Origin of the sequence: Paenibacillus daejeonensis DSM 15491 (assembly GCF_000378385.1) — a bacterium.
In the GTDB taxonomy this organism is placed as follows: Bacteria; Bacillota; Bacilli; order Paenibacillales; family Paenibacillaceae; genus Paenibacillus_D; species Paenibacillus_D daejeonensis.
In genome coordinates, this window is record NZ_KB899663.1 from 139,606 (window position 1) to 153,090 (window position 13,485).

The following is a 13,485-nucleotide window of genomic DNA, read 5'->3' on the forward strand; positions in this document are numbered from 1 at the left end:
CGAGTAGCGCGGCGCCTTCGAACGTATCTGTACGATTCGGGCGGCGTCTGCTACACTCATATCAAAGTGATGTAAAATGATGGATTATTCGAAGATAGAAGGTAGGCGGAGGACATGATTTCGATCCTCATTGTGGACGATCAGAGGCTGCTCCGGGAGGGACTGCAGACCATTCTCCAAATGGAGGACGGGCTGCGCATCGCAGGCATCTGCGCTAATGGGGCAGAGGCGCTGCAGGCGGCTCAAGCGCACAAGCCCGATGTCGTGTTGATGGATATCAAAATGCCCATATTGGACGGTATCGAGGCGATGAAGCGGATAAAGCGGGAGTTGCCCGGCACCGTAGTGCTGATGCTCACGACGTTTGCGGAGGATCGCTTCATCGTCGATGCGATGGCTGGCGGGGCGGATGGTTTCCTGCTCAAAGACATGCCCTCCCGGGTCATTGTGCAGACGATCCGCGAGGCGATGAACGGGGTGGTCATGCTGCCGGCGGCGATCGCTTCCAAGCTCGCGGCCAAGTTGTCCGTGCTCTCCGAGGAGCGGGCGGATGCACTTGATGAGACGAAGCTGAAGTCGGGCGGCTATGTGTTTACGGAGCGCGAGCGCAAGATTATCTTGCTGATGGTCGAGGGCTACAGCAATCGTCAGATTGCTTCGTTGCTCTTTATGGGAGAAGGAACAGTACGCAACTATATCAGCGTCATCTACAACAAGCTGGGTACAAGCGACCGTCAAGTGGCAATCGCCTTGCTCAAAGACTTGCTCTTGGAGGATGCGTATTGAAGCCGAAGCTGCTGGAGCGCTGGTCACTTGCCCTATGGCTGCTCGTATGCGGCATCACCTTCTGTACCTTCCTCCCTGCGCTGTTGATCGATCAGGACAGCCGGATGGACAGGGGGCGTGAACCCTTCGCGGCTCTGACTCGGGAATGGGAGGTAGGCTGGGGATCGCAGCAACCGGCGGCAGGGGGGTGGCAACCGCTGGATGCCGAGGCCCGCGCGGTGCTGGACGACTATGCCGGCGTCGTCTGGCTGCAGCGCAGCTTGCCGGAGCTGCCGTGGCGAAGCCCATACCTGTTGTTCTCGCAGATGCCGCGCTTCGAGGCTTGGTTGGATGGAGAGCCGCTGTATCGGTTTAATGTGGACGGTAAACAGAAATTTATCAATCCGCTGAAGTCAATGCACCCGGTACCGGTAGGCGGGGATGCGCGGGGACAACAGCTGCTGATCCGGGCAGTATGGGACGGAGAGACGCTCTTTGGCCACGATATGGTACTTGCCGGAGAGCTCGACCAGGTGTTGTATGCGCTACTGCACGCCGAGCTCTCTTATCTCCTCTATGGGCTACTCAGCGTGACGACAGGAGTCGTAGGTATGGTGCTGGCGATCAGGCGGCGGGAGGCGCTGTACGGCTGGTTTGCGCTGTTTGCCGGATCCATCGGAGGCGCGTTCCTGCTGTCATGCCGTTCACTGCAGTGGTTCGTGCCGATGCAGGGGGTGTATTACTGGCAGGAGCTGCTGACGCCGATCGCGATCTGGGCGTGTTTCAGCTTCTATGCCGCCGCCCTGTATGCAGACAACCCGAAGCTCCACCAGGCTATCCATCTGGCGGCCGCACTATATATGATACTGGCAGTCAGTACTGCAATCTGGCTGCCTCGGCTGTTCCTGGCCGTTGCGCCGGATGTGCATGCGATGCTTGCTTTTGCAGGATTCGCAGTTATCACATGCGCGCTGGCAGGGTTCGCGGTGGTTACCTATTCGTGGGTTCGTTCCCCCTGGCGCAGGGTCCAGCAGCCACACAACCAGCGGGAGGAGAGGACCTGGCTCATGCGGGGGTACTGGACTTTTACGCTGTGTGCACTGGTCAGTCTTGGCGCCGCGATGTTTCCGGGCTTGCTTACCCATCTGTTGAATACTCATTCCTATCTGTATCGTGTGTTCGAGGGACTGCTTCCCAACGGCCTGCTGCTGTTTATGATCTGCATGGTCATGTTCATGATCAGCAGGATGCGCCGGATCCATCTGGAGGCTGAACGAAGCGCTTCAGAACTGCTGGCCAAGCATCAGGAGCTGGCCTTGTTCCATCGCAATCTGGAAGGGCTGGTCGAGACGCGGACGGCGGAGCTGGAGAAGACGAACCGGACACTGGCCGTGACGCTGCGGGAGAAGGCGGAGACGCTGGCTGAGATGTCGGTGCTTGAGGAGCGTAACCGGATTGCCTATGAGATGCATGACGGGGTCGGCCATACCTTGACGGCGGCGATTGTACAGCTGGAAGCGACGAAGCGGCTGACGGAGCGAAACGGAGCGATGCCGACAGAGAAGCTGGACCTGCTGAGCGGGCTGGTGCGCAAAGGGCTGGACGATATCCGCCGAACCGTCCGGCTGATGAAATCGGACGAAGTTCAGCCACTGTCGCTGGAAGCGTCGCTGCGGGAGCTTCTGCAGTATACGGAGGACACGATGGAGATCCGGATCGACGCAGAGATTATACTGCCGGACGATCTGGAGCTGGGCCGGCTGACCGAGCAGACCTTGTATCACGCGCTCCAGGAAGGACTGACCAATGCGATTCGTCATGGCCGCTGTACCCATGCCCGCTTCACTCTGCAAGTCGTAAGAGACCTGCTGCAGTTCCGCCTCGTCAGTGACGGCGAGCCGTTCGGCGCAGCTGCGCCTGGCTTTGGCCTTAATTCGATGACAGAGCGTGTGGAGCTACTGGGCGGCGAAGTGTTGATTCGCTCAGACGAAGACGAGAGCGGTTCCCCCCGGGGCTGCCGGCTGTCGATTAACTTGCCCGTGGCGTGAGAGGCGCCGCGGGCTTTTTTTGTACTTGTAGAATTTATAGTTTCCGGGGCCCCCTCAAAGTACCTGATTACGCTTCGAAGCCAAGCCCCACTTTGTGGGGATATTTTATTGTGCCTTTTTATCCTTCGCCACCGGGCGCTGACAAGTGACAGCCATGACAACATTGATGACAGTCTGTAACTATTGCTGGCGGCTGGATTCTCCTACAATTAAGGTAATCCACTTCGAGTCAGGAAAGGATGTCATCTAGCGTGAAAGTCAAAACTACGGTCGCTATTGCCGCTCTCACCCTGCTGCTGATCGCCGGAGGCTGCTCTGGCGAGTCCGCCGACGAGACTACCCCTCCCGCTCCAACCCCCACCAATGAACAAGGCTCGATAACATTTGAGACGCCCGCCGGCGGCGAAATGACCGCATCAAGCGAGAACAAGCGCTCGGAGATGCTCCATGAAGATATTCCCCTTCCGGACCAAGTCATCATCTCTGCCACGATGGAACAGCCGGACCAAGGGGCCGTGACGATCTCGTTTGATGTCAAGCAGCCGCTTGAAGAGGTCATCCAGCTCTATAAGGATGCGATCACCACAAGTGGTTTTACGGAGACAATGCCTACCACGCAAGAAGAGGATCACTTTTGGTTTTCGGGCACAAGAGACAATGAGCAGTTGGTCGTTATCCTGAACAAAAACTTCGACCAGGATGGATGGGTATACGGCTCGATTGCCTACACCAACAAAGGATAAGGAAGTGATTAGAGGATGAACAACCGCAAAAAAGCGCACCAATGGCTGACGGTAACAAAAATGTTGGCTGTTCTCGTACTGGCCTTGATTGCTGTCGGACCGGCAGCGATGGCACAGCAGAATGTGAAGGTATATGTGGGAGGCCAGTCGTTGCAGTTTGGCGGGCAGCAGCCAGTGATTATCAAAGGAACGACGCTGGTGCCGTTCCGGGCCATGTTCGAGGCATTGGGCTTTGATGTGGTTTGGCATGCGGGGAGCAAGACGGCTGTCGGAACCAAAGACGGCTTGAAGATCGAGCTGACAGTAAATAAGGGCACAGCGCTTGTGAACGGCAAGTCCCAGTCGCTTAGTGTACCTGCACAGGTCATGAAAGGCAGTACTATGATTCCGCTGCGCTTCGTCTCGGAACATAGTGGCTATGAGGTGAATTATGCCAAAGAAGCGGGCGCGACAGTCATCCGGATTGGCGGTGGCAGTGGCGGTCCCGCGCCAGGTGGCGCGGGCGCTCCGAGTCCTGGTACAGGAGGGCACACGGTTGTCGAGCCGGGCATCGTCAAAGGCCGGGTTGTCGATGCCGAAGGCCAGCCGCTGCAAGGCGCTCTGGTGACGGCCGACAACCAATTGCTGTACAACAGCAATGCGCAGGCGGTAACAGACGCTAATGGTTATTATCGCATCCCGCTGGGCATGGAGGCCTCTACGTACATGGCATATGCCGAATACGCGACGACGCTTAACGGTCAGAAATATGTTATGGACCTTGTGTCTGTCAATGATGCCCCATTTGCCGGCACGGAAGGGGCGATCCGCGACTTCAAGCAGGTCCTGGACAGTTCCGGGCCATCGGGCGGCAGTGGCTACGTCCTGTTCTACATGATGGATCTTATCCATCCGCTCGATCCGATCGCCGTGCCGCCTGACCGCGACGATGTGACGCTGACGCTTAAGCCTGTATCGCCTGGGCTGAACGGCAAGGTCGGACAGACGATCGTAAGCAAGGGCAGCAATTCCAATAATGGATATGGTGTGCATCATGTTCCGATCGGCACGTACGAGATTAGCGCGACTTACGCGCCTCCCGGCGAGGAGCCGCAGCAGATGCTGATCCGCTTGGTGGAGCGGGGGCAGGATAAGCCATTCTATAAATCGGTAACGACAGATTTTGAAACGGTAGTATCCAAAATATATAGGATCCAACTGGAACTCAAGCTGGATGTCGTCCCGCCGCCGCCACCTTCCTACGATCCTGACGATTGGGAATGGTAAGTTGCTGGGACAAAATAAAAGAAAGGCGCTGACCTAACTATGAGTCAACAAGAGCTGGCAATGGACCAAACGGATATCGACAAGCATAAAGGCGTTGCGGCACTCGGATATATTATCTTTCTGATTCCGATCCTCGCGGCGCGGGATTCGCGGTACGCCATGTACCATGCCAATCAAGGGCTGGTGCTGCTGCTCGTCGCGGTGGCGATCAATATCATCGGCATGGTGATCCCAATCATCGGCTGGCTGCTGATTGCGCCGCTGGGGACGATCGGCGTCCTCATCCTAGCTATCATCGGTATCCTCCATGCGGTGAACGGGCAGAGCAAGCCGCTGCCACTGATTGGCGGCATCAAGTTGTTGAAGTGAGGAGATGCATGAACGTGACTAAGATACGGAAAAGCGTGGTGGCCAGCATTATGCTGGCCGCCATCCTGATGACGGTAGGATGTTCTTCGCCCCATAACAGGATGGGGCATACGGAAGACGGCAAGAAGACCACGTACTCAAGCGAACAGGTGCTTCCTGAAGATTTCCCCGACGATATCCCGTTCCCTTCAGACTATATTGTGACAGGTTCAATCACGACGGAGATGGGGCACACGGTCACCTTTGAGTCAACGGAGCCGTTTGAAGTCGTCGCGAACCTGTATAGAGACTACACGGAGCAAGCGGGATACGAGGAGAGTTACTTGATGGATGAAGCGGACTTCTACAATTATACAGGAGCCAAGGGTGATGAGAATTTTGTCAGTACTCTGACGCTCGATTTGGAGGACAACAAGACTGTAACCGGCATAATCGTCTATGGGAAGGGACGTTAGTCTGATGAAACGATTGAATGCCAAGTTCTTACCGATTCTGCTGGTCTTTGCGCTGCTGATCGGACTGCTGCCCGAACCAACTATTCGTGCGGTAAGCTCAGAGGGTTTATTCCCGATGCTGCCTCCAGATGAGTCCATCACGATATCGGAGCAGGTGCTCCAAGGCGATACGGCGATGCTGTCGGATCTTGCCCCCCCTGAATTGGAAGAAGCGCCGGCTTATATTACCGCTTCGCCCTATGTCATCCGGGGACGAGCGCCGCTCGGATCAGAAGTCACACTAACTATGCGGTGGGCCGACGGCATGCGTTATTCGTATCGGGGCTCAGCATCGGAACCGGTGTCAGGACAGCCGGATTGGGGTGCTTTTGCGATTCCTGTCGGGTTCACGGATCAGGGCGTACATGAATGGTCGGCCTATGCCGAGCTGGAGGGTCTGCGCAGCGCGGATTCCGTGGTCCGGCGGACGAACTTCGATTCCGTGGCTCCCAATGCGCCGTTCTCGGTCAGGATCAGCGAAGGTGAACCCAATCAGCTTGTTTTGGAATGGGAGCAGCCGCTAGTTGAGGGGCCGGGTGGCGAGGCGATCCCCGACGACAGTGTAGTTCACTACACCCTTACGCGCAACGGCGAACCCGCAGCCACGACATCGGATCTGTTCTATATCGATAGCGGGCTGGAGGAGATGACCTTCTATCGTTACGAAGTTCGAGCAGTCGACGCAGCGGGCAATGTATCGTCTCCCTATCCTGCCGAAGCGGCGACCTTTCATCGCAATGCGGAGCTGATCGCCCGGATTCAGGACGGTGAGTCGTATCAGCTGCAAAAGCCCGTTATGAGCAAAGATGGCGGGACGCTCGCTTTTGTCTCCGATGCGCCTGATCTGCCCGACGCGTCGGAGGAGGGGAAACCGGGCATCTACGTGTACAGGAGCTCCGATACTTCAATCTCCCGCATCGATGATACAAACTTGTATACAGAACGAATCACAAGAAAACTGGCAGTTAGCAGAGGTGGGCGTTATCTAGCTTACATCAAGCACGACGGGTTGCCTGGTCAAGAGAATGTCCACCTCTACGATCATACGACTCGTGAGATTACGGCGGTTACCGAAGCTTCTGTTGGCGCGATTCTCGATCTCAGTATGAGCGACGACGGGGCCAGGCTTGCCTTCGTCTCCGATGCAGATGGCATCGTGCCGGGGGATGAGGACGGAAGCCTGGATGTCTTCTTGTATACCCTGTCGGGCGGCGACATCCGGCGCCTGCCGAAGACAGATAATACTGGGCGCATGCTGGAGGACCCAGGTGCTGCTGTCCTGAGCGGAGACGGCAAGCAATTGTTTTTTCATGCGAGGAGAGCTAGTGAACCTGGCGGCTCGGGCTATTCGAATTGGGAAGCGTTCGTCTACGATGTGGCCAGCGGGGAGATCAAGCCGCTCGGGATCGAACTCGGCAGTGGCGAGCCCCTGTTTGTAACTCAAATCAGCCCTTCCTATGACGGCCGACACCTCGCACTGATCGCCAGTCAGGGGTTGCAGCCCAGACGTGCGTATATCCATGACAGAGAAGCAGGAACAACCGTGCCAGTGTATGCTGCGGGAGGCTTGCCTGGGGATGTCTCTGTTAGCCGGGCGGAGCTCGACGACGCAGGCCGCTATGTATTGCTTCACTATACAAACCGGAATTCTGTGAACGACCCGGCTGCCGGTCCGTTCAACTCGCGAGTAGGCGTCATTCGTTTTGATTGGCGGACACAGGAGTTCCGGTATGTCGGTAATCGTTCTCGAGAAACGGTGGAGGCGAGTATTGGCGGCGACGGCGAGCGGGCGGCATTCTTGGTCTACAAGTCGCTGTATACCGTCTGCCTCGCCGAGGAATGTCCTGATACCCCCCCGCCCGGTCCGGGGATCAGTCGGGTGCTGGTATCGGTGCAATCGCCTGTCAATGGTCATATTCCCTTAGAAGGCAAGCTGACTGTGGCCGCCTTCGGTCCGCCGGACGGCGAGCTGGCTGCCGTAATCGGGTACCGGGATCATACGGGGGAGTCGCAGGAGTCGCGCCTGCCCTTGCCGGAGACGGCGGGAGGTGCAGGTGTCTACCGGGAAACATGGCAGCTACCGCCTCACGTGCGGATGATTACGTCGCTCCGGGTAGAGTCGGTATCGGATCCGCAGGTTCGCCTCGATGTCGAAGAAGGCTTGCTGCCGATTCGAGTCGCCGGGGAATTGGAGGCCGTTCTGACTTCGGCGCACAGAGAAGGCCTGACAGGAGCTTATATCACGGTTCAAAGTCCATCCAACAAAGGGGCCGCCGGCACGGTCATCGATGGTCGGGACCGTTACCGTCTGTCGCTGCCGGAAGGCGACGACTATCGGCTTCGCATTGTGTCGCTGCAGGGCACGCTGCTGCAGGAGAGTGGGCCGGTTGCAATCGTGGGCGGAGAGCGAGTGGCGGCTGAAGTTACAGCGGAGCCGGTAGCGTCGCTGGCTGTTCGGCTGGAGCTGCCCACAGGAGCCGTGCTTCGCGCGGCTGAAGTTGTTTTTGTCCACTCAGATTCGGGGGAGAGAATTCGGACCAAAGCCGATCTCAATGGTAACTATGTGCTCCCTGGGGTCCATTATGCGGGAGCGCAATGGCGAATAGAGACGACGGTTCAGGAGCCTTACGCTACGCCCCCTGCGGATCAAATCACGCTGCTTCCGGGTAGCAATGTCAGAGTTTACCCGATGAGGCTGCAGCCGGACGGGGCAGTACAGGGAGTGGTCACGACAATGGATGGCAGTCCTGTGGCGGGGGCTCAAGTCAAGCTGCTGCGAAGCTCGGAAGGAGAAGTAGCCATCGCTCGAACGGACGAGGATGGTAAGTACAGGGTCGCTGCTCCGCGCGGCAGCTACAAGCTCACCGTGGTTCCGGCTGTCCCGCCCTTCAATGTCGATGCTTCTGCTGTGATCGATCTGGTGCCGGGCGTTGAGAAGAACCAAGACTTCAGCCTGGTGCCGCTGGAGCGGGCAAGGATTAATCTGAATGTGGTGCAAAAGCGGCTGCAGGAGGATTGGATGCGGATTCCGATCAAGGACGTCACCGCTTACAATTCCTACGCTATGACAGTTACAGGTACTAATGGCCGATATTCCAGTTGGTTGAATGTCAAAGAAAATGCCGTCATTGTCGACGGCAAGCCCGGCGACGGACTGAGGGTGTGTATTGATGGCGCGGCTTTTGGGATGACTGCTTCTTGTGTGAACGAAGTCCTGGATGACTATAACGAAGCGTCGGTGCGTCTGGAGATCGAAGAGAAAGCAAGGATTAGCGGTTCCGTGGCTTCATACAGGCCAGGAGACAACATCACTCTTATTACCCAAATCTACAATGAAGGCTGGCGTACGGTTAGCAGGAAATCCCAGATAGCAACCAGCGGGCACTTCGAGATTCCGCTTCCGGATACGGGCCGCATCAGACTTCAAATTCGTCGCACGGTGGCTTCCGTAATGACGACCACGACGGTAGAAAGGGAGGTCGGAGACGGCGAAATCCTGAACCTGGGCTCAGTCGAGCTGCGCGATGCAGGCGATTTGTTCTATGGTCTCGAGGGCAACGGACTGGATGTCCGCGGGGAAGCGCTGCCCGGAGAGAGTGTGAGTGTGCATGGTAGCTACCGCCTGCAGCCCAGACCTGCTCGTACACTGCAGGACGCTAGGCTACGGATCGAAGTGCCAGCCGGCGCTGAGCTCATCACGGGCAGTGTTGTGAAAGACGCCGTACCAGTCGAACCGGTCAGTGTTAGTGAGCACATCTATGAAGTGCCGATCGGCACTCTGACGGCAGGGGACGGAGGTTCAATCTCCTATCGGGTGCGGCTGGATCCGGATCTATCTCGTGCCGTCGATCCGTCTCTGCATATCGCTTATCGGTCATCATCGGAAGCGGCGCTAATCGAGGAGTTAATCGGCTCGGCGCGCGTGGTTCCAGTGCGTATTACGCTGACGGCACCGGAGCGCAGCAGCCGTGCACTCATTCAGGTCAGCGGGCGGGCGCCCGCCGGCAGTGAAGTTACTGTGTATGCCGGTGGCGTAGAGAGCGGTCTGGCCCGGGCGTCTTCCGGCGGGCTTTGGCGGACGGAAATCGTGCTGCCAGAGCGGGGAGATGCTCCACTCTGGGGTGAGGAAGCCACGCATCGACTTGTCGCGGTTGCGGCCAGTAACGGAGGCTACACTTCATCCAATGCGGCTTACGTTGCTTTTGACCCCCGCCTGCCGGTCATGACCGGGATCAGCATGAGGCAGACGGACGGGCGGGAATACCATTTCGACCCAGGTGAAGGCGTCGCACGATTTCCGTTTGTAGTTGTACCTTACAAAGATATTCGGTTTCGTATCCACTTCGACCATCCGGAACGGGTGACGAATGTCAGAGTGGCCTTCGATCATCAATCTTACGGAGCCTATTATTTGAGCAAAGAGGGCCATTATGAATCTTACGTCAGGCTGGGTAGTGGATTGTCCAGTCCCGTATATGTGACGTATGACGTGATCCCGCCGACGCTCCCGCCGGCTCCCGCCGTCGTCAGCGATGAGGCGGCTCAGGCTGCCGCGGCCAGGCTGCCTGCTGCGTGGAGCAAGGCGTCGTATGCGATACTCGATGATGAAGAGGCGGTCGAAGCCTTGGGCCTGGAAGCCGTAAAGCCTGCGGGACCTGGGGAATACCGATCTCGGGTCATTCGAACGACGATGGGCAACCCCGAAGGATATGTCGGTTACACCCAACTTACGGCGACAAGGACCAGGGGCGCCTCGGGCTCACGTCCTTACCGTGATGTGGCGACTGAAATGGAAGCGACGGACAAAGGTCTGCGGCTGACGATGCGGGCAACGTTCGATGCAGCCTTCCTAAGCGGTGAAGCCGCTGGAAGGATATCGGCTGACAGTGCCCGCAACAAAGACGATGTGGACCAAGTGGTCATCGCGCTGTCCACGCTGTATCCGACCAGCGGCGCGATAGGCGCGCTGGATATCGCCAACAACCTCCGCAGCTATGTAACCGATATGGATGATTTCTTCGACTATGCGGAAGAGCTGTTGAAATTCCAGGACGAGATTGCCTATACCGAATGCCACGCGCCGAGCCGGCAGCACTACCATGAGATGACCGAGCTGCTCTATCAGCGAGCTCAAAACGGGCTGGTCATTAAAAACGGCATCACGGGGATATCTCTTATTACCTCTGCGATCGGAACCGTGCCGGCTTGGCTGGGCTTCAGCTCCAGCCAGGTGTTGCTGAATCTCGGCTCGGCGGCGAAGAACGCGTGGCACGACCGATTGAACGAGCTGAAAGCAGACTTCAAGGAAAATCAGGCTTGGCGAGACACGATGGCGGGAGCCGGGGCCATCGACCGCTGCCGGACGCCCAAGGACGAGGAGCAGCGAGATGAGCGCGGAGAGCGCAGGGAGCGCCCGGACAAGGTGGCCGATCCAGTCTGGATTTGGGACCCCAGCGGTTATGTATACGAGGCTGTGCCAAGCAACCGTCTGGAAGGCGTCAAAGCCGTGTTGTATGAGCTTAATACGGATACCGGTGAATGGCTCCAGTGGGATGCGGAATGGTACCTGCAGCAGAATCCGCTGCATACTGACCAGGAAGGTCGCTATGGCTGGGATGTGCCGGAGGGTATCTGGCAGGTGCGTTATGAAAAGGATGGCTACGAGCCAGCGGAGAGCGCAGAGTTGACCGTACTGCCGCCTCACTTCGACGTTAATATCCCGATGGTGTCGCGCAAGCCGCCGACGGTCGCTTACGCTGCCGGTGACGACGCGCCATCGGTGGAAATCGCCTTCAGCAAGCCGATGCTTGCGAACAGTCTGCACACCGGCGTGATCCTGCTGGCAGATGAGGAAGGCTTGCCGGTGGCGGGCAGCATAACCGCTGTGTCGCCCGAACCGATGGCCGATGGCCGAACGGTCGCCAGCCGGTTTGTGTTCGAGCCTGGCCAGACGCTCGCAGCCGGCGCAACGTACCGGTTGACCGTGCTGCCGGAAGTGCTGAGCTATGCTGATGTCCCGATGACGAGTCCATTCGAGACTAAGCTGCTCATCCGTGCCGCGGGCGCACCGCCCACAGAGCAGGTTCAGGAGATGGAGCTGGTCCCGGGAGTGCGCGAGATGATTGTGAAATGGCAATCCGCCGAGTCTCCGGAGGCTGGCGCCGTCAGATTGTACTGGCGGCAAGCCGACGGTGAGTTTCATGGGCCGTTCGAACAGATGGCAGGGGAGGGCTTCTATGTCTTGAACGGACTGGAGCCCGGATCGCGTTATGAAGTCAGGCTGGCAACAGCAGGAAGAAACGGTGCGGAATCGGTCGGTGTCACGATGATTGGTGAGACGTTGGAAGAGCCGGAGTTCGAAGTGGACCAAGTACCGCCTGGCGAAGTGAGCGGCCTGGTCGTGCAGCGTGCCGGAGCGCAGGCCCTGCAACTGGCGTGGCGGGATCCGGCCGATGCAGACCTGCGTTCGGTCCGGATAGCCTGGCGGGCGAAGGGGGAGCGCGAGTACGGTAACGCCGTTAGCGTACCCGCAGGTAGGCAGGGACTGCGTATCGATTCTCTGTCCGTGAATACGGATTATGAAGTTCTGGTGAGCACGGTCGATCGCCGGATGAATCGTTCGGACGGACTTGCCGCGCAAGGCAGCACGAAGCAGCCGGCGGAGCCGCCGCCTCCCGGAGGTCCACCCCCGGGTCCGGTGCCGGGCGGCCCGCCTCCCGGAGAGAAGCCTGGCCCTGATCCGCAAGTCCCACCGCCAGGAGCTGGCAGTGCAGACGAGGAAGTGCAGGTTGGCCGTGCGGCGAGTACGTGGTCTGGCTTTGATGGAAGCATCGCCCTGGAGATCGTTGCCAACACCTTCGCCGACGGGCAGCGACTACGCATCCGACGGCTACAAGATACAGAAGCTCCAATTCCGTCTGGGATGCTGGTCTACAGCGACGCTTTCCGGATCGAGGCGGAGAGGATCCGTGAGTTTGGCCGGCAGCTCAGACTGCTCCTCGCCTATGATGAGAAACAGGCGCAAGGGCTTGATCTTCGCAAGCTCAGTCTCTTCCGCTATGAAGAAGGCTCCCGCAGCTGGAGTTATATCGGCGGCGTAAAGGACGCGGGAGGGCAGAGAATCGCCGCAGAAATCCGGCAACCCGGGGTTTATGCAATCCTGTCTGCGAAGACGACGTTTGCCGATCTGCAAGGTCATTGGGCTCGTGAAAGCATCGAAGTCTTGGCTGGACGGACGATTGTGAATGGGAGGCGCCCGGATCGGTTCGAGCCCTCGGGCATGTTGACCCGGGCGGAGCTGGCCAAATTACTGCTCGTCATGAACGGCGGCGCGGCAATGGCGGTTAACGGCAATCATGGCCATGACAGAAGGGTTGGCGCTGGCCCTAACGCCGCACAGGCATTTGCCGACGTGCCAAGTCATGCCTGGTATGCCTCTTATGTGAACGAGGCCGCTGCGGCGGGATGGATGCAGGGCAGCGGTACCGCCTTCCGGCCGGATGACTGGGTGAGTCGACAGGAACTGGCTGCCGTCTTCGTCCGATTGCTGGGATTGGAGGACAGGGCAGTAATAGCCATGCGGGAGATGCAGAATAGCGGAGCCATCCCTGGCTTCAAGGACGGCCAGGCCGTGGCTTCCTGGGCTGTCGGCTACGTGGAGACCGCGCGCTTGGCTGGGCTGATGAAGGGCGACACGGACTCCGCGTTCCGGCCTCTCTCAGGTGCCACCCGGGCCGAGGCCGTGATACTGCTGCTCCGCGCGATGGAGCAGCTCGGCTTGGTAGACCAGGCACTGTAAGG

General features: G+C 58.4%; 7 protein-coding genes. All 7 read left to right on the forward strand.

The window, feature by feature from the left end:
- Positions 1–114: 114 nt before the first annotated feature.
- Positions 115–786, forward strand: coding sequence for a response regulator transcription factor (locus tag F556_RS0115850; protein ID WP_020617958.1), 672 nt, complete (start codon positions 115–117; stop codon positions 784–786).
- Positions 783–2,813 carry a sensor histidine kinase gene (locus F556_RS0115855; RefSeq protein WP_020617959.1) on the forward strand — a complete coding sequence of 677 codons (2,031 nt, stop codon included), beginning with the start codon at positions 783–785 and terminating at the stop codon, positions 2,811–2,813. Before F556_RS0115850 ends, F556_RS0115855 begins: the two co-directional genes overlap by 4 nt.
- 251 nt (positions 2,814–3,064) lie before the next feature.
- Entirely contained in the window at positions 3,065–3,556 is a 492-nt protein-coding gene (locus tag F556_RS0115860) for a hypothetical protein (RefSeq protein ID WP_020617960.1), read from the forward strand.
- A gap of 15 nt (positions 3,557–3,571) precedes the next feature.
- The gene (locus tag F556_RS34205) at positions 3,572–4,822 is read left to right on the forward strand and encodes a stalk domain-containing protein (protein ID WP_020617961.1); all 1,251 of its coding nucleotides are present in this window, start codon (positions 3,572–3,574) and stop codon (positions 4,820–4,822) included.
- A gap of 39 nt (positions 4,823–4,861) precedes the next feature.
- A complete protein-coding gene (locus F556_RS0115870; protein ID WP_020617962.1) occupies positions 4,862–5,191 on the forward strand; it encodes a magnetosome magnetite crystal formation protein family in 330 nt (109 codons plus the stop codon).
- 14 nt (positions 5,192–5,205) lie between these two features.
- Positions 5,206–5,646, forward strand: a complete 441-nt coding sequence (locus F556_RS0115875; protein WP_020617963.1) for a hypothetical protein — start codon at positions 5,206–5,208, stop codon at positions 5,644–5,646.
- A 4-nt stretch (positions 5,647–5,650) separates the two neighbouring features.
- Positions 5,651–13,483: a carboxypeptidase regulatory-like domain-containing protein gene (locus F556_RS0115880; protein WP_169447599.1), complete on the forward strand. Its 7,833-nt coding sequence runs from the start codon at positions 5,651–5,653 to the stop codon at positions 13,481–13,483.
- Positions 13,484–13,485: the final 2 nt, after the last annotated feature.

Bases quoted from the DNA above. Each gene is read 5' to 3' on its own strand.
- F556_RS0115850 (WP_020617958.1), top strand. From the start codon at position 115: ATGATTTCGATCCTCATTGTGGACGATCAGAGGCTGCTCCGGGAGGGA.
- F556_RS34205 (WP_020617961.1), top strand. From the start codon at position 3,572: ATGAACAACCGCAAAAAAGCGCACCAATGGCTGACGGTAACAAAAATG.
- F556_RS0115870 (WP_020617962.1), top strand. From the start codon at position 4,862: ATGAGTCAACAAGAGCTGGCAATGGACCAAACGGATATCGACAAGCAT.
- F556_RS0115880 (WP_169447599.1), top strand. From the start codon at position 5,651: ATGAAACGATTGAATGCCAAGTTCTTACCGATTCTGCTGGTCTTTGCG.